Source organism: Calothrix sp. 336/3 (assembly GCF_000734895.2).
Taxonomy (GTDB): domain Bacteria; phylum Cyanobacteriota; class Cyanobacteriia; order Cyanobacteriales; family Nostocaceae; genus 336-3.
The window spans coordinates 977,689-996,059 of record NZ_CP011382.1 but is presented as its reverse complement, the minus strand read 5'-3'; the positions used below and the strand labels follow the sequence as shown (position 1 = coordinate 996,059).

Here is an 18,371-nt window from a genome sequence, read left to right as displayed (position 1 = left end):
GAATCACTATTTTTGCCCACTATCTGATGGGATAGACATCCCTAGAGGGTTAAGGATGCTGTCGCCACAATTTGGGAATATTTTTTATTGTCCCCTGGCAACCTGATTTCCTATCCAGTCATACCAATTTTGTAATCCTGCACCTGTGACAGCAGAAACCTGAAAAATTAGGATTTGGGGATTGACTTGTTTTGCATAGGCAATACATTTTTCTACATCAAATTGTACGTAGGGAAGCAAATCAATTTTCGTCAATACCATTACCTGACTAGCACGAAACATATGAGGATACTTAATTGGTTTATCTTCTCCTTCGGTGACAGAAAGAATCACTACTTTGGCATTTTCTCCTAAGTCAAAGAGGGCTGGGCAAACGAGATTACCTACATTTTCAATCATGACTACGGAATCTAGGGGAGGATGTAATTCTTTTAGACCTCTCTCTATCATTGATGCATCTAAATGACAGCCTGTACCTGTATTAATTTGGACAACTTTACAACCGGTGGCTTTGATTTTTTCTGCATCATTTAAGGTTTCTTGGTCGCCTTCAATTACATTGATAGGAATATGACTTTGCAAATCCTGAATCGTATGAGTTAATAAAGTTGTTTTGCCCGCACCAGGAGAACTCATCAAATTGAGTGCAAGGATATTTCTTCCCTTAAACCAGCCGCGATTTTCAGCTGCGATTAAGTTATTTTTGGCGAGAATATCTTGTTCTAAGGATAGGGTTGTACTGTGTACTTGAGCGTGTATTTGGGCAGTTTCTGGGATGTGAGAGTGGTGATGATGAGTAATTACCGTACCATCTTCTAATACATGGGTGTGAGAGTGGGAATTTTCATGGTCATGGTTATGTATTGAGTGGTGATGATGATTATCTATATTTGTTACAGTAACTTCACCATCATCTGAGCATCCACAGGTGACACACATAGTAAAAATCTCCGATAAAATTGAGGTTGAAAGTAAATTTATGAATACAATTAAACACAAAGTTATTGGTGATTTTTGTTGAGCCGTAACAGTTACAGCAGATTTTAACTTCGTGAGCTACAGAAATACCCCACCCCCCCCGATTTCTCACGCCTCTTTATGAAACCTAAGTCTAGAGACTGTAAGGGTGGATTTATAAATATGCTTCAATTATTCACAAGATACTCGTGAACCCACCCCTACCGTTTTGTGAGAAATATGGGTTAGGTTTATTCTCACCAACTTACTTATACTCACGCACGAATAACGGTAATAGCGCGTTGATTTTCCGTATTCACAATTTCCGTTGACAAACGTTCTTCAATTGGTAAGGCATTTTTACGTCTGTCAAATATCAATAACCAACCTTCATTCAAACCCAAACGTGCTAAATAGGACTCTAACTGCTCAATTCCTTCGGTTTGGGGATCGCGTTTTTTCTCACGCCACACTTTTAACTCGATTCCCAATGTCACGCTTTTGTAGCGCAAACATAAATCCATTCTGTCGCTACCAATTGCATATTCCCTTTCCAAGGTGCCACCACCGTTAACTACACGATGTAAAAAAGCCATTAATACTATGTGGGGTGCGATTTCATGATAAACAGCACTACCTAACAATGGTTCCCCATGCTGTCGCCAAAATCGAATAAAAGCTTCCAGCAAAGCCTCTTTATTTAACTCTCCCGATGGGGTTAACCAACTGGGACTAATGTGGGGTAAGCTGTCTTGGGTTCCTTGAACTAAAACACGGGGAATGACTTCGCGGTAAATCGGGTTAGAAATCACCAGTCCACCAGCAGGATCACGTCGCAATAATCCCAAATCGATTAAATATTGGCGATCGTCAGCAGGAGTATCACCTAATGTTTGTCCAGATAATATGGGTTCGATAATATCTTTAACTCGTTTTTCTCTGAGTTTTTCTGCAAGGGAGTCGAGATGGGTATCTTGACGGGCAATTAAGATTTCCTTGGCTTGTAAAATATGCTCTTTTGTAATTGGAATACTTCTATCTTTAACAAGTTTTTCCACAACTTCCTTAGCCAAAGCATTCACTAACCAAGGTTGTCCTTGGGTTAAATCAAAGGCTGTTTCAGTTGCTTCGGGAGTGAAAAATTGTCCCGTTTCCTGAGTATGTTGCTGGTATAATTCTTCGACTTCCTCAGCATTAAAATTTCTCAGGGTAATGGAACTGACTTTAATATTAAAAGGACTGGCTGTATTTAACCTTTCGCTTCCACCAGATGCCACCTTATAATCGCGCACATCTCGTAAACCAATTAACCCCACAGACAAGGGAAAATTTTCTGGACGATTGGGATAACCATCTCGTAACTGGCGTAAAACTGAAATTAAGGTTTCGTCTTGTAACGAGTCGATTTCATCGATAAATATTACCAATGGACGGGGTGAAGCCTGTGCCCAAGCCTGTAAGCTAGCTCTAATTCTTTGTCCTGGTTCTTCATAAACCCAAGCAGTTGGTTGTAAATTGCTCGGTAAGCGGATAGTAGTTGTATCGCGCCAAGTTCCCAAAATTGCTAATTCTGCCGCACTGGGGTCATGATTAAAGGCACTTCCCACTTCTGCTGATACCATGACTGCTGTGTAGCGCCCAGTTTCCGTTAACTGTTTGGCTAACGCTAGCATTGCCGTTGTTTTCCCTGTTTGTCGCGGTGCGTGAACGACAAAATAGCTACGCTGTTTGATTAGCTCCTCTAAATCGGGTAATCGTGTTGTTGGAGGTAGCATATAGTGGATATCATCTTGGCAGGGACCAGCAATATTGAACCAGCGAGACATGGAATGTTTGCAGTTAGCGGATAGTTTGAGTTTAGACGATTTTGGGTTGGGGATTGGGAAGGATTAAAGGGCTAATTGAATATTTTTGTTTAAGCTTTGTGGAAATCAACTATTACAGATGTGATATTTCCTATTTGAAGGCTTATTTATTTGTTAATTATTATGTACAGATAGCCTTGCCACCACGGTTCAGAATAAACCTGTCCCATCATTTTTTTTGTTATTAGCCCTAAGTTGAGATGCAGGATAGAATAGGGGAAATCTAGTGTCGGGAATTAGCGATGAACAGAGCCACGATAGAACGACAACAGCTACTCGAAAAAATCAGCGCTCTGCCTGAACAGGCATTGGTGGAACTTGATAGCTTTCTCGACTATCTTCGTTATAAATCGGCGCAACATAGAGGTTCCAAAAATCAATCTGCTAGTTTTTTACTAGCTGTTGCAGGCTTAGGTAACTCTGGTCAGCAGGATGTTTCAGAGCGGGATGAAGAAATCCTCCGTAATGAAATTGATCCTGTGTATGGCTGGAGTTCCAAACCAAGCAACTCGGTATGACAGCGATCCTCGACACCAGTTTTTTGTTTGCGCTAAGTGATCAGGGCGATCGCAATCATCAACGGGTGCTGGCTGTTGCTCAAAGTGTGAATGAGCCACTAGTGCTGCCTGTAGTTGTTCTACCTATCGCACCTCCCTATCCATCTCTCACAATATCCTCAAATTATTCCTCTATCATCCAAATTGCAGGTAAATATTCATCTCAAACCTGGATAGATGATTATGCTGGTAAAAATACTCTTGGGAATCAGCAGCTTAATTGCGATCGCCTACGTAATATTACTTCTTCGACAATCAAAAAGGAACAGGGAAGTTAACAATATTTGGAACTCATTGGCAACTCAACCCACAGGTATTGTCTTTTCCCCAGATGTGATTTCCCAACTACCATCTCCCGTACAGCGCTACTTTTTACACGCTATTACACCGGGAACACCTCTGGCAAATTCTGTAAAACTAGACATGGCAGGGAGTTTTAAGTTAGGAGAAAAATGGGTTCCTATGGTTGCGTCGGAAATACTTGCCAAAGATGGTTTTGTTTGGAAAGCTCATATTGGCGAGGGATTACTTAAATTTAGTGGTGCGGATTACTACAAAAATGGGGAGGGTGGAGTTGAGTTCGCGCTTTGGGGTATGTTACCGATCGCCAGGGATTCTAGCCCCGATGCAATGCGATCGGCAACTGGTAGATTGGCTGGAGAATTAATTTGGTTGCCTTCTGTTTTGTTAACTTTGCCGGATATTACTTGGAAAGCAATTGATGACAATACTATCGAGGCAAATTTCCACATCAATCACGAACCCATAACCCTAACTTTAGTTATTGACTCTAGCGGGAAACCCCTCAAAATATCATTTCCGCGATGGGGAAACCAAACAGAAGACGGACACTATACCTATATTCCCTTTGGTGGGGAAATTTTGGCAGAAAGAGAATTTAATGGGTTGAGAATTCCATCGCAGTTACACATGGGTTGGTGGTTTGGTAGCGAACGCTATGGTGAATTTTTCCGATGCGCGATCGCAGGTGCAAAATTTTCTTAAAGGATTTATCCCTCTTTTGTTACTACGAGGAGAGAAAAATACTATCTCTACTCTGAAAACTAAACAAAATAATGAATTGTGCGGTCGCGTCTTAATTTTGTCATTTAAATTCCTTTATTGAAAAAAGACGTAAATATAATAATTTCGGATTATTCTTTCCCCAAGGTAACAAAAGAGGGTTTATACCAATTCACAATTCGCAATTCGCAATTCGTAATTAATAAATCCTGGTTTGACAAGGGTTTTAGAGCTTGGATATGTTTCGGGATTTTCGTGAAATGGTATTACCCCTCTTTTGTTACTTTAGGAAGATAATAATCTTAAACCCCTATTTTTACGTCTATTTTCAACAAGTCGATTTAGATGACAAAATTAGGATGCGATCACACAATCCATTATTTTGTTTAGCTTTCAGAGTAGGGACTATCTTTTTCTCTCCTCGTAGTAACAAAAGAGGGATTACGATGTGATTGCTCCATTGCCAATATAAATACCCAAAGCACGAGCAGTTTCTACCAAGGAAGAATTTGCAGCCACATGTAACGGACTTTCAAGTAAAACAGCATCTAAAGAAACAGCCTCAACTTGCCCATTTTTCCAGGCAACCATTTTCCCTGTTTCCCCAGCAGCAATCAAATCCACGGCAGTTTTGCCAAAAGCTGTTGCCACCAAGCGATCTAAAGCTGTAGGTATCCCCCCACGTTGAATATGTCCCAACACGGAAACGCGAATATCGAGTTCGTTGTGGCTACAATTACGGATTTCCTCGGCGATGTATTGTCCGATTCCACAACTAGGAGTTTGACATGATGGATACAAAGATGAATCCTCAGCAACTTTTACCCCTTCCGCAACCACAGCGATCGCAAATCTTCTTCCCCACTTGTCGCGTAATTCTGCTAAATGCTCGCATACTCCCGCGATCGTATAGGGAATTTCAGGAATTAAAATCACATCTGCACCACCAGCGATTCCCGAATGTAGTGCCAAATGTCCCGCACTGCGCCCCATTACTTCTACAATCATGATGCGATCGTGACTGGCTGCGGTAAATGTCAGACGGTACAATGCATCCACAATTGTATTCACAGCAGTATCAAATCCGACAACCCTATCTGTTAATGCCACATCGTTATCGATGGTTTTCGGAATCGCAATAAATTGCCAATTTCCAGCAGTTCGTAATTTATTTAATATCGCCAAACTGCCATCTCCACCGATACCAATTAAAGCATCTAACTGCAAATCTTGATAACTGGCAACAATCTCATCAATGCGATCGAGGGTATTTCCTTTATTAATACTCCCAAGAATTGTTCCTCCCATATTTAATAATGGGTCAATTCCCCGTAAATCTAAACCATGTCGTGATAGGGGAATGGCTTTTCTTTCTAATAAACCTCTGGTGGCATAGGGAATACCTAAAACTTCCCAATCATAGGTCGAAATCCCATGGTTAACAACCGCTCGAATTACTGCATTTAAGCCCGGACAATCTCCACCACTTGTCAGAATGCCCAGTCTTTTTCGTTTTTTGATTATATCCATCTCATAAACCTAATTGTCCACGAATGTTTAGCTTGCTACTTTCAATCTAGATGGAAAATATGAGGAACTTGTGAGATTTCTTGAGGATATGGAAATCAAACTTACGCTAAGATACATGAAAGGCGACAATTGAGCTTACAGCCGCTCGAATGGGCAAAAGGGGAGAAGATGTTAGATGAAACAGCTTTAGAAAATCGTTTATTAAGCCTGGAAAAAGCAGTTTTTGCTCTTCAAAGTCAGGCTAAAGAGAAATATTCAGAGAAAAATTCGGAAAACTGGTTAGACAAATTAATTGGCTCGATTTCTGATGAAGAAGCTTTTTTGGAAGCTTTAGAATACGGACGTGCTTTTCGTCAATCGGATAAACCCCATGACGAGGAAAGCGAAGAAACGTGAGGTATTTGCTTGATACTGACCATATTAGTTTTTTACAGCGACGTTCGAGTGTAGAATTTAGCCGTTTAACCTTGCGGATGGGTCAATATTCCCCAGATGACTTTGCTTTATCTATTGTTAGTTTACACGAGCAAGTTCTTGGCGCTCACGATTTTATTAATCGCGGTCAAACAAATAATGATGTAGTTCGGGGATACACTCTGTTAGTAGAGATTCTCCAAAGTTTCAGTTCGGCTCCTGTTTTACCGTTTGATGCTAAGGCGAGCGCAATTTTTGAGGATTTGAAAAAGCAAAAAATCAAGGTTTCTACGATGGATTTAAGAATTGCGACAATTGCTTTATCTCGGAATTTAATCTTATTAACCCGGAATGAACGAGATTTTGGCAAAGTACCAGGTTTAGTGACGGAAAATTGGACAGTTTAGTATGTGTAATTTCTCCTAAGTATATTTACCTTGATTTTCTTCTTTTCGGTCGTCTTCTATTTTGAGGTCTACTTATCATGTTTGAATGTTACCAAGCAGATGCAAATTTTTTCATATTCAAAGTTATGTAAACAAGTTTCAATTGTCTGGGGGTAAGTTTAGCCTAAAACCAGAACGAAGACTCTGATATTTCCCAGCGCGAATTGTGGAGAGAATTTGCCGAATATTTGCTTCTGGTTCTCCTAAAGTTGTTAGTAAATGGGAACCTAATTCCAAAGCTGCTTCAAATTCTGGTTGTACAACTTCTTTAGCTCCCATTTGTGTCAGTAAATCGATTTCCCGGTCGAAATGTGAGCGTACGATAATATCTATATTGGGTGCGATCGCCAGAGCATGGGAAAGTAGAATACGTGTACTAGCTGGATCGGGAAGAGCGATCGCCAGTGCTTTGGCTATTTCCAAGTGGCTTTTTTCTAAAACTAATTCCGAATCTGCATCTCCGAAAATATAGGGGATATGTTGGTGTCGCAACCTTTGGATTGACGCTTCACTGTTTTCGATGACGATGACTGGATAGCCTTGATTTTGTAGGATATTTACCAAGACTTGTCCCACTCTCCCATAACCAGCAACAACAACATGATTGCTAATGTGTTCGGGAATTGATAGTAATTTAGGTTCGGAATACTTTTTGATTTTGTCTGCAAAGAAGGGAATTTTGGCTAGATATTCAACTAAGCGGGGTGAAATATTCATCCAAATTGGTGTTAGTACCAGGGTAATTGCCGTAGTTCCCAGTAACAATAAATAGGTTTGTTGGGAAATGAGGTTTTGTTGTAACCCTGCTAAAGCCAAGACAAAGGAAAATTCCCCAATTTGATTAATACCTAAACTCGTGATAATTGCTGTTTTGGGAGAATAGCCAAATACTAAAATAATTCCGAAGACAATTAAAGCTTTGCCTATCATCACTAGCATTACCAGTCCCAGAATTAGGGCAAAATTTGCTATGAGAATTTGGGGATTAATCAACATCCCAATCGACGCAAAAAATAAACAGGCAAATGTATCCCGTAAGGGTAAAATTTTGGAAAGGGCATGGTCAGAATGCTCAATTTCCGAAACCATCAATCCCGCCACAAATGCACCCATTTCTACCGATAGTCCCAAACCCGCAGTTACTAGAGCTACCCCCAAACACAGAGCAATCACACTTAAAATGAATAATTCTGTGCTTCCCGTTGCTACTACCCGTTGAATTAATACTGGAACTACCCACTTGCCAAAAATAATTGCAGCCGCCACAAAAACTAACACTTTGACTAGGGCTGAAAATAAAGCCGCAGCAAAATTTTCTGGCTGTGTGAGTGCGGGTAAAAGTGCCAGCATCACCCCCAAGGCTAAATCTTGAGCAATTAAGATTGCTAACATTAATTGACCGTGAAGAGTGTTAATTTCTCCCCGTTCAGCTAAAGTTTTTAAAACCACAGCAGTCGAAGACAGAGATAGCACTGCCCCTAAAAATATACCCTGGGCTAATCCTTCCACCCACCCTAACAAAATAGTCAGAGCCGCAACAATAATTGTCGTCAACCCAATTTGTAACAAACTACCTTTAATGGCAATATCCTTGACCCTTTTTAATTCTGCAATCGAAAACTCTACTCCCAATGCAAATAATAAAAATGCAACCCCCATGGAAGCTAAAGCCTTAATTCGGGGTACATCATTCAACAATTGCCACCCAAATGGACCAACCAAAACACCACTAACCAAATAACCCAATAAAACAGGTTGCTTAATTCGATTTGCAATATAACCGCCCAACGCCGAAGTCCCTAGAACGGTTGTAAAATCCAACATTAAACTATGTTCAGTACTTGCCATAATTTATTTGCAATCTTTGTAAATATTCATAGAAAGTTCGTTGGAAATTTTATTTTTAACCAACGGAATCAATTTTGATTTTCTGCTAGTTTGCTCACAATAGATTTATGTTTATGAAACTATTTCTTATACGGAAAAATCTATGTGATATTTTTCTCAATCTTAATATACCGAAAAAAAACTATGTAATCTTTTTCCCAATCTTAATATATCAGTAACTATAATCCCTCACGAGTTCCTCACATTTTTGGCTTATATATCGTAGAGGCAGCAGGTAATCGGCTGGTAGCAAGGTAGGCAAGGGCTATGGCAAATCTGGAATCTCTGCAATTTCCTAATGTTAGGTTCGATGAAACAGTAGCATCCTCCATAGGCGATCGCGCTGAAGATGAAGGTTACATACACTCTACAGAAAGCTGTGGAACGGTTGATGGTCCCGGTATTCGGTTTGTAATTTTTACATCGGGTTGTCCGTTGCGCTGTTTGTATTGCAGCAACCCCGATTGTCGGAATTTGGAAAATGGGAAAAAAGTTAAGGTTGATGAGCTTGTCACGGAGATTCAGAAGTATAAATCTTATATGCAAGCTTCCGGTGGTGGTGTGACAATTAGCGGTGGAGAACCGTTATTTCAACCTAGTTTTGTGCGTGCAATATTCCAACGCTGTCATGAATTAGGTATTCACACGGCTTTGGATACGTCAGGTTTTTGTAATTTAGAAGCTGCAAAATCCGTACTTGAATTTGTAGATTTAGTTTTGCTTGATATCAAATCCTTTGACCCGGATACTTATACAAAAGTTACGAGTGTGGCGATCGCACCTACGTTGGATTTAGCGAAATATTTGGATACAATTCATAAACCAACTTGGATTCGCTTTGTATTGGTTCCTGGTTTAACTGATAATCCCGAAAATATTGCGGGTTTGGCTGATTTTGTGGCGACTCTCAAGAATGTGGAAAGAGTTGAAGTTTTGCCATTCCATAAAATGGGGGAATACAAATGGCAGCAATTAGGTTTTGAATATTTGCTCCAAGATACTCCCGTTCCTTCTGTGCAACAAATCCAAGATGCAATCGATATTTTTAAGAGTCGAGGAATTGCGGCAATTTGATGTAGATACACGATATATCGCTCTTCTGTGCAATAAATTCTACCAAGGATGAAAGATATGCAAGTCAGCGAACGAGAAATTAATAATTCCATTAATCCTGCAATTAACACCCAAATGCCCAACTATCGGGTAACGAATCTTCAAGAGTTAGAAGCTCTCCTAGAACGAGTCAAAATAGCCCAGGAAAAATACTCTACATTCTCTCAAGAAAAAGTTGATTTTATCTTCCAAAAAGCAGCACTAGCAGCAAATACCGCACGTATCCCGTTAGCAAAACTGGCGGTAGAAGAAACGGGAATGGGGATTGTGGAAGACAAGGTAATTAAAAATCACTTTGCTTCGGAATTGATTTACAACAAGTACAAGCACGAAAAAACCTGCGGTGTCATTGAAGTTGATAACTCCTTCGGTATTCAAAAAATTGCCGAACCCGTGGGAATTATTGCCGGAATTGTCCCAGTGACTAATCCGACTTCTACGACGATTTTTAAAACTTTGATTGCTCTGAAAACCCGCAATGCCATAATTTTGTCACCCCATCCCAAAGCGAAAAAATGCACGATCGCGGCAGCAAAAATCATCTTAGAAGCGGCGATCGCTGCGGGAGTTCCCGAAGATATTATTGGTTGGATTGATGAACCGACGGTGGAATTGTCCCAAGCATTAATGCAACATCCCGAAGTGAAATTAATTTTAGCAACTGGTGGTCCGGGAATGGTTCATGCTGCCTATTCTTCGGGACATCCATCTTTGGGTGTGGGTGCGGGTAATACTCCGGCAATTATCGATGCATCTGCGGATATTCAAACTGCTGTCAGTTCGATTTTGTTGAGCAAAACCTTTGATAATGGGATGATTTGTGCATCGGAACAATCGGTGGTGGTTGTCGATGAAATTTACGATCGCGTCAAACAGGAATTTCTCTGTCGGGGTGCCTATATTGTTAACGAACAAGAAAAAAGTCAACTGGGTAGTTTAATTTTAAAAGAAGGTAGATTGAATCCGGCAATCGTGGGACAGTCGGTAGCAAAGCTTGCCCAACTAGCAAATATCGAATTAAAACGGGAATTGCATGGATGCGGTAGCGATAACTATTGTCCTTTACCCAGCAGCTACAAAGTATTAATTGCAGAAGTCGAAAAGATTGACGCTAGCGAACCCTTTGCCTACGAAAAATTATCACCGATTTTGGCAATGTATCGCGCCAGTAACTTCCATGATGCAGTTAATAAAGCCGAAAAACTCATCGAATTTGGTGGTATGGGACATACGTCGGTATTATATATTAACCCAGCCAATCTCCATGATATTGCCTATTTCCAAAGTACCGTGAAAACCGGACGGGTTCTCATCAATACTCCATCTTCCCAAGGTGCGATTGGGGATTTATATAACTTCAAACTCGACCCTTCTCTCACATTAGGTTGTGGAACTTGGGGTGGCAATACTATTTCTGATAACGTTACTCCCCATCACCTTTTAAATATTAAAACGGTGTCGGAACGGCGAGAAAATATGCTGTGGTTCCGCATTCCACCCAAAATCTATTTCAAACCTGGTTCCTTACCAGTTGCATTGCGGGAACTCGCAGGGAAAAAACGCGCTTTTATTGTCACCGACAAACCCTTATTCGATTTGGGAACCGTAGACAGAGTGACAGCAGTACTCGAAGAAATTGGGGTTAAATACGATATATTCCACGATGTCGAACCTGATCCCACCCTCAGCAACGTTAACAGAGGATTGGCGCTACTACGAAGCTATCAACCCGATGTCATCATCGCGATCGGGGGAGGTTCACCAATGGATGCAGCTAAGGTGATGTGGTTGATGTACGAACATCCAGAGGTTGAATTTGCCGGGTTGGCAATGCGGTTTATGGATATCCGCAAACGGGTATACGAACTACCACCCCTGGGACAAAAAGCCATATTGGTGGCAATTCCCACAACTTCGGGAACGGGTTCGGAAGTCACCCCCTTTGCCGTTGTTACCGACGATCGCGTGGGAATCAAATATCCTTTGGCTGATTATGCCTTAACTCCGAATATGGCGATCGCCGATCCGGATTTGGTGATGAATATGCCCAAAAAGCTGACTGCCTACGGAGGTATAGATGCATTAACCCATGCTGTAGAATCCTACGTGTCAGTAATGGCAAGCGATTTTACCGATGGTTTAGCTCTCAAAGCCATAGATTTACTGTTCAAATATTTACCGCGAGCCTACCAACTAGGTGCTAAGGATACCGAAGCACGGGAAAAGGTACATTACGCAGCTACAATCGCCGGGATGGCATTTGCCAACGCATTCCTGGGTATTTGTCACTCTATGGCACACAAACTCGGTGCTACCTTCCACGTCCCCCACGGACTGGCGAATGCCTTGATGATATCCCATGTGATTCGCTACAACGCCACCGATATTCCCTTCAAACAGGCAATTTTCCCCCAATACAAATATCCCCATGCGAAGGAAAGGTATGGTGAAATCGCCGATTACCTACATTTGGGAGGCAATACACCCGACGAAAAAGTTGAATTGTTAGTATCTGCGATCGAGCATCTCAAACAGCAAGTTGATATTCCCTTAACCATCAAGGAAGCACTAGGTGAGGAAGCAGGGGAATTTGATGGAAAGCTGGAAGAGATGGCAGAACAAGCATTTGACGACCAATGCACGGGAGCCAATCCCCGGTACCCATTGATGAAGGATTTGAAGGAATTATATATCCTTGCCTATCAGGGTTGTCGCATTGATGCCGCACTTTATCACAGCGAACCCACGTTTTTAAATGAGGACGCGTTAGCGACTCTGAATAATTTGGTGTAGGCAAGACTAGTAGTCTATGTCATTAATTCTGATGGGGGGAAAATGTGTAGTGGGAGCATCTTGCTCCCTGATTTTACGACACAGGTAATACCAAACTCCAAACTCCTTACTTCTTACTCCTTACTTCTTACTCCTTACTTCTTACTCCTTACTCCAAACTCCTTACTTCTTACTCCTTACTCCTTACTTCTTACTTCTTACTCCTTACTTCTTACTCCTTACTCCTTACTCCAAGCTCCTTACTCCAAGCTCCTTACTCCTTACTCCTTACTCCTTACTTCACAAAACCCCTCGTAAAAATTAATAACCTATGCAGACTTGTATTCCCATCACTTCAGACAGAACCTACGATATCCTCCGTTCCGAATATCAACCCCTAAATTCCATATTTGCTCCTAAAACCGTTGCCGTCATTGGTGCTAGCGAGAAGGAAAACAGTGTCGGACGTACGCTTTTATGGAATTTGGTGACAAATCCCTTTGGGGGAACCGTATTTCCTGTCAATCCTAAACGTAGCAGTATACTGGGCATCAAAGCTTACCCTAATATCTCTAGCGTTCCCGAACCCGTGGATTTAGCCGTCATTGCCACCCCCGCAGCCAGCGTCAATGGGATAATTGGTGAATGTATTGCAGCAGGGGTAAAAGGGGCGATCGTGCTTTCGGCGGGATTTAAGGAAACTGGAGTGGAGGGAATCGCCTTAGAGCAAGAGATTTTACAGCAAATCCGTCGCAGTCAAATGCGGTTAATTGGTCCGAATTGCTTGGGTGTGATGAATCCCCATACGGGTTTGAATGCTACCTTTGCCAGCAGTATGGCACTTCCCGGCAATGTGGGATTTATTAGTCAAAGCGGGGCATTATGTACGGCAATTTTAGATTGGAGTTTCCGCGAAAATGTCGGGTTTAGCTCCTTTATTTCCATTGGCTCAATGCTCGATGTCGGTTGGGGAGATTTAATTTATTATTTGGGTGATAATCCCCATACTGAAAGTATTGTAATTTACATGGAATCGATTGGAGATGCGCGATCGTTCCTATCGGCAGCACGGGAAGTTGCCCTAACTAAACCCATAATTATTATTAAAGCAGGACGCACGGAAGCGGCAGCCCAAGCAGCAGCATCCCACACGGGAGCTTTGGCTGGTAGCGATGCTGTGTTTGATGCGGCATTACGTCGCTGTGGGGTATTGCGGGTGAACCGGATTTCGGAATTATTCGATATGGCAGAGGTGCTGGCAAAACAACCCCGTCCCAAGGGTAAAAAATTAACGATAGTCACCAATGCTGGAGGTCCAGGAGTCCTGGCAACGGACGCACTAATCGATGGTGGAGGGGAGTTGGCGGAATTATCGCCCCAAACCCGCGATGCTTTGGATAAAATATTACCTGAATCCGGCAACCATAACAACCCGATTGACCTCTTGGGGGATGCTGACCCATCGCGGTATGCAGGAGCATTGGAAATTGCCGCCCAAGACCCCAACACTGACGGCATGCTGGTAATATTAACACCCCAGGCAATGACAAACCCCGCGAAAACCGCAAATTTCCTCAAATCTTACGGCAAAGTTGGTAAACCAGTTTTAGCTAGTTGGATGGGGGATGCAGACATCGAAGCAGGGGCAGAAATTCTCAACCAAGCTGCAATTCCGACTTTTCCATACCCCGATACTGCCGCCCGTATTTTTAACTATATGTGGCGTTATAGTTATAACTTGCAATCTTTATACGAAACCCCGGTTTTAGCCGATGGCAATAGGAGTATCAGCTACTCCCATAGTAATTATTCCACCACTGTTGAAGGCATAATTCAGCAAGCATTACAAGCTGGTAGAACTTTACTGACGGAGGTGGAATCGAAGCAAGTTCTAGCTGCCTATCAAATTCCGACGGTGGAAACACGAGTCGCAAAAAGTCGGGAAGAGGCAGTTCTCATTGCTGAAGAAATTGGTTTTCCCGTCGTTGCGAAATTATTTTCCGAAACTATTACCCATAAAACCGATGTGGATGGGGTATGTTTAAATTTATGTTGTGGTGATGCAGTCGAAGAAGCCTTCGATCACATTCAAACTGTCGTCACTAATAAAGTTGGTGCCCAACATTTTGCTGGGGTGACTATCCAGCCGATGTTAGATTTGAATAACGGTTATGAATTGATATTGGGTAGCAGTATCGATCCCCAGTTTGGTCCGGTGTTATTATTTGGTACTGGGGGACAATTGGTGGAAGTTTTCGAGGATCGGGCATTGGGATTACCTCCCCTGAATACTACCCTGGCACGACGAATGATGGAGCAAACCAGGATTTACAAGGCATTAGGGGGAGTAAGGGGAAGAAAAGCTGTAGATTTGGAGAGTTTAGAGCAGATTTTGGTACGGTTTAGTCAATTAGTAGTCGAGCAACCCAGAATTAAGGAAATAGATATTAATCCATTGCTGGCAAAACCGGGAAGCGATACTAGTAATTCCCTGATTGCTCTCGATGCTCGGATTGTTTTACATAGCTCAGATATTGCCGATGGGGAATTACCAAAACCAGCGATTCGTCCCTATCCCATCCAGTATATTGCACCTTGGCAAATGCCCGATGGAACGGAAGTGATTATTCGTCCCATTCGTCCCGAAGACGAACCATTAATGATTCAATTCCATAAAACCCTATCGGAAGAAAGTGTTTATTTTCGATATTTTCACCTGATTAAATTAAGCCAACGTATTGCCCACGAACGATTAACACGACTGTGTTTTATTGATTACGATCGCGAGATGGCTTTAGTAGTGGATTATTTCAATCCCCAAACCCAAAAACACGAGATTTTAGCCGTTGGTAGGTTAAGTAAATTGCACGGTACCCAAGAAGCAGAATTTGCAATTATAGTTAGCGATCGCTGTCAATGTCGGGGATTGGGAAGCGAGTTATTAGGACGGTTGTTGCAATTGGGACGCAGCGAATATTTAACTCGAATTAGTGCGGAAATTTTGGCAGAAAATACGGGGATGCAACGAATTTGTCAGAAGTTTGGCTTTAGAATTAATCGCACGAGCGATATTTCCGTGATGAAAGCTGAAATTGATTTGTAAATTTCCACTTCTTTAAATATACTTTATTGCTTCTGCCTTCACGTACTAGGGTAAGGCGACCGCAAAACAACTTACCTACCCCCAACTCGCTGTTTAAGCTAACTTCTCCCCCATGCAGTTCTACACTGATAAATATAACTGGAATATCGCAGGTTTTTTCATTTGCTTTTAGGTGTTGGCAAACTTCATAGCCGTTCATATTCGTCATTTGAATATCGAGCAAAATTAACGCAGGGACAGCGTGTTCAATTCCTGTTAATCCTAACTTTCCACTGGGAAATGGTCGGACTAGATAACCATTTTGTTTTAACAGATTAGTTAGTAAATGTAGGTTGGCGGGTGTATCGTCAATGACAACAATCTCAGCCAGGTTGTTAATGTTATTAATAATAATATCTAATTATACTCTTTTTGTTTCGGCAATTAGATGTAAAACTTTTTCATATTCAAAGTTATGTAAACAAGTTTCAATTGCGTGAGATAAGGGTGCATTGTAGATTGTACCTTGTTCAATAACCTGAGCAATTAAATCCAGATTAGAAGTAATGATTGCTTCTTGGAGTTGCTCTAATAGTTGGGGTGGCAGTTGAGCGATCGCCTCGACGGTTAAAATATCTTTTGTTGGGGTTTCTGTAGTTTCAATTAATGTCAAGTCTTCGTAAATAAAATTCACACCAAGGTGTTTATGCATTGCCTGAAAAATTTCTTCCTCGCGGAAAGGTTTTCTCAAGAAATCATCGCATCCTGCGGACAAAACCACAGCTTTTTGTTCTTCCAATACGCTAGCTGTAAGGGCAATAATTACAGTTGCTTTTCCTTGTGTGGTGCCTTTAATTTTTTGAGTAGCTTCGTAACCATCAATGACAGGCATTCGCATATCCATCCAAATTAAATGCGGTTCCCACCTATCCCAAATATTAATCGCTTCTTGCCCATTATTTGCTTCTTGAAGTTGAAATCCTAGAGGAGAAAGCAGCTTAATTAATAATTGACGATTCAAGGGTTTATCATCAACTATCAGCAGACGATAGGTTGGTTGATTTGGAGCTAAAGCAATCACGCGATGAGTAGGTTTTCTGGTATCAATCTCGTTGGCATTAACTCTCGTAACTTGAATATCAAAGAAAAAAGTTGTGCCTTTTTCTATTTGGCTTTTAACTTGAATATCTCCTCCCATCAGAGAAACAAATTGCTTACTAATCGGTAATCCCAAACCCGTACCTTCTTGGGCTTGTTTTCCAGTTGTGGTTTGGCTAAAAGCTTCAAAAAGTTCCCCTAATTCTTCTGGAGCAATCCCCGCTCCTGAATCCTCGACTTCAAAATTTATAGTGTCAGTATCTTCATTTGTAAGTGCATTTTTTTGATAACTGACTCTAATGGAAACACCACCACTTTGAGTAAATTTCAGCGCATTGTTAATTAAATTAATCAAAACTTGGCGCAATTTGACTTCATCAGTTCTGATATATTGAGGTACATCGGGTTCGTATTCCATGATTAGCTGGAGATTTTTTTCTTCAGCTTTAATTTGGAACATATCATGAATATCATCTAGCAACCGGTGGATGTCAAAGTTTTTAGGGTTCAGGGTAGTTTTACCTGCTTCAATTTTTGACAGGTCGAGAACATTATTAATTAAGGTTAAAAGATGTTCACCACTACGATAAATAATACCGACATTTTCTTGATGTTCCCTCCCCAGGGTTTGAGAGCGAGTCATAATTTGAGCGAAACCGAGAATAGCATTGAGAGGAGAGCGTAATTCATGGCTCATGTTAGCAATGAAAGTACTTTTAGCTTGGTTTGCAGCATCTGCGATTAATTTTGCTTGCTCTAATTCTGCGGTACGTTCCTTAACTTTTTGTTCGAGAGTTTGGGAGTATTCTTCCAGTTTTTGGAATGAATTTTGCAGTTGTTGAGCCATATAATTAAAAGACTTGGCTAATTCACCCAATTCATCCTCACTCTCAACTGATAAAGATTGATGCCATTCTCCAGCCGCAAGTTTTTTAGCTGCATCATTTAAGCGGAGAGTGCGATTAACAATCAGAGAGCGTGCCAACCAACGCACAATAAAGACTGTAAAGGTTAAAATTATCAAGAAAATTCCGAAAGCGATCGCACTGCCGATTGTTTTTGTTCGCGCAAGAGAACTAGCATCCAATTCAATCGCCAAAATTCCTTCTAACCGTCCAAATTGGTCTTTAATCGGGGCATAACCATATAAAACTGGTTGGTTATCTGCATTTTTCAACAAACTATTCTCAACTTTTGCTTGGGAGAGGGTAAAACCTTCTGTGGAGAGAATGGGGGTGAGATTTGCCAAAGATTGACCTATTAAGGGGGTTGATTTAGGAGCAGAATTTAAGACAATTTTAAATTGTCCGTTGTTTTGGGGACGTAGTGTATAAATACGTTTAACTCCGTTACTACTCTCTTTTACTGTTTGGAGTTTTTGCAGGTTGATTTTGTAGTAGGGTCGATCTATATCCTTAGTAGTCAAGGTCAAAGAGTGGTAGTCGCTGTCAAGCTGTGGTGCTGTTAAACTCAACAAATCCAAAAGGCGATCGCGCATTGCTTGCTGATGGGCTGTACGAAATTGCCAGTAAAGAGTTGTAGTCAATACCCCAGCCATGAGTGCAATTAAGCCTGAATAAGCTACTACAACTTTAGTGCTTAGATTCCAACGCACCATTTATATTTC

Annotated in this window: 14 protein-coding genes; 8 read left to right on the top strand and 6 right to left on the bottom strand. The window is 41.4% G+C overall.

Going from position 1 to position 18,371, the window contains the following annotated elements:
• Positions 1-84: 84 nt before the first annotated feature.
• Together hypB and IJ00_RS03950 are read right to left on the bottom strand one after the other, a co-directional pair.
• On the bottom strand, positions 85-939 hold the full coding sequence (hypB, locus tag IJ00_RS03955; protein WP_035150311.1) for a hydrogenase nickel incorporation protein HypB: 855 nt from the start codon (positions 937-939) through the stop codon (positions 85-87).
• A gap of 293 nt (positions 940-1,232) precedes the next feature.
• Positions 1,233-2,783: an ATP-binding protein gene (locus IJ00_RS03950; RefSeq protein WP_035150309.1), complete on the bottom strand. Its 1,551-nt coding sequence runs from the start codon at positions 2,781-2,783 to the stop codon at positions 1,233-1,235.
• A 281-nt stretch (positions 2,784-3,064) separates the two neighbouring features.
• Between IJ00_RS03950 and IJ00_RS03945 the strand changes: the two genes are divergently transcribed.
• Genes IJ00_RS03945 through IJ00_RS03940 form a run of 3 tightly spaced genes read left to right on the top strand, consistent with a single transcriptional unit; the run spans position 3,065 to position 4,384 of the window.
• Positions 3,065-3,340, top strand: coding sequence for a hypothetical protein (locus tag IJ00_RS03945; RefSeq protein ID WP_035150307.1), 276 nt, complete (start codon positions 3,065-3,067; stop codon positions 3,338-3,340).
• Complete coding sequence (locus tag IJ00_RS29545) at positions 3,337-3,657, top strand: hypothetical protein (protein WP_238178426.1); 321 nt, start codon at positions 3,337-3,339, stop codon at positions 3,655-3,657. The genes IJ00_RS03945 and IJ00_RS29545 overlap by 4 nt, the downstream gene beginning before the upstream one ends.
• Before the next feature lie 16 nt (positions 3,658-3,673).
• Positions 3,674-4,384 (top strand): DUF6544 family protein, encoded by a 711-nt coding sequence (locus IJ00_RS03940; protein WP_339366868.1) that lies wholly within the window; start codon positions 3,674-3,676, stop codon positions 4,382-4,384.
• 459 nt (positions 4,385-4,843) lie between these two features.
• Here the strand turns inward: IJ00_RS03940 and IJ00_RS03935 are convergent, their stop codons facing one another.
• Entirely contained in the window at positions 4,844-5,932 is a 1,089-nt protein-coding gene (locus IJ00_RS03935; protein ID WP_035150303.1) for an ATP-dependent 6-phosphofructokinase, read from the bottom strand.
• Positions 5,933-6,100: 168 nt separating this feature from the next.
• Here IJ00_RS03935 and IJ00_RS03930 point away from each other — a divergent pair, with 168 nt between their 5' ends.
• Both IJ00_RS03930 and IJ00_RS03925 read left to right on the top strand, forming a co-directional pair.
• Complete coding sequence (locus IJ00_RS03930; RefSeq protein WP_035150300.1) at positions 6,101-6,328, top strand: hypothetical protein; 228 nt, start codon at positions 6,101-6,103, stop codon at positions 6,326-6,328.
• Positions 6,325-6,753: a type II toxin-antitoxin system VapC family toxin gene (locus IJ00_RS03925; protein WP_035150298.1), complete on the top strand. Its 429-nt coding sequence runs from the start codon at positions 6,325-6,327 to the stop codon at positions 6,751-6,753. The genes IJ00_RS03930 and IJ00_RS03925 overlap by 4 nt, the downstream gene beginning before the upstream one ends.
• A 138-nt stretch (positions 6,754-6,891) precedes the next feature.
• On the opposite strand, the gene IJ00_RS03920 is transcribed toward IJ00_RS03925, so the two are convergent.
• A complete protein-coding gene (locus tag IJ00_RS03920; RefSeq protein WP_035150295.1) occupies positions 6,892-8,640 on the bottom strand; it encodes a cation:proton antiporter in 1,749 nt (582 codons plus the stop codon).
• 306 nt (positions 8,641-8,946) lie between these two features.
• Here IJ00_RS03920 and pflA point away from each other — a divergent pair, with 306 nt between their 5' ends.
• The 3 genes from pflA to IJ00_RS03905 all read left to right on the top strand — a co-directional run bounded on the left by pflA (position 8,947) and on the right by IJ00_RS03905 (position 15,667).
• Entirely contained in the window at positions 8,947-9,753 is an 807-nt protein-coding gene (gene pflA, locus IJ00_RS03915; RefSeq protein WP_046814713.1) for a pyruvate formate-lyase-activating protein, read from the top strand.
• A gap of 114 nt (positions 9,754-9,867) precedes the next feature.
• Complete coding sequence (adhE, locus tag IJ00_RS03910; RefSeq protein ID WP_035158374.1) at positions 9,868-12,585, top strand: bifunctional acetaldehyde-CoA/alcohol dehydrogenase; 2,718 nt, start codon at positions 9,868-9,870, stop codon at positions 12,583-12,585.
• A gap of 310 nt (positions 12,586-12,895) precedes the next feature.
• The gene (locus IJ00_RS03905; RefSeq protein WP_035150292.1) at positions 12,896-15,667 is read left to right on the top strand and encodes a bifunctional acetate--CoA ligase family protein/GNAT family N-acetyltransferase; all 2,772 of its coding nucleotides are present in this window, start codon (positions 12,896-12,898) and stop codon (positions 15,665-15,667) included.
• Here IJ00_RS03905 and IJ00_RS29540 read toward each other — a convergent pair.
• Both IJ00_RS29540 and IJ00_RS03900 read right to left on the bottom strand, forming a co-directional pair.
• Entirely contained in the window at positions 15,618-16,019 is a 402-nt protein-coding gene (locus IJ00_RS29540) for a response regulator (protein WP_256388864.1), read from the bottom strand. The two genes, IJ00_RS03905 and IJ00_RS29540, sit on opposite strands and share 50 nt — an antisense overlap.
• A gap of 48 nt (positions 16,020-16,067) precedes the next feature.
• Positions 16,068-18,362 (bottom strand): ATP-binding protein, encoded by a 2,295-nt coding sequence (locus tag IJ00_RS03900; protein WP_035150289.1) that lies wholly within the window; start codon positions 18,360-18,362, stop codon positions 16,068-16,070.
• Positions 18,363-18,371 lie beyond the last annotated feature (9 nt).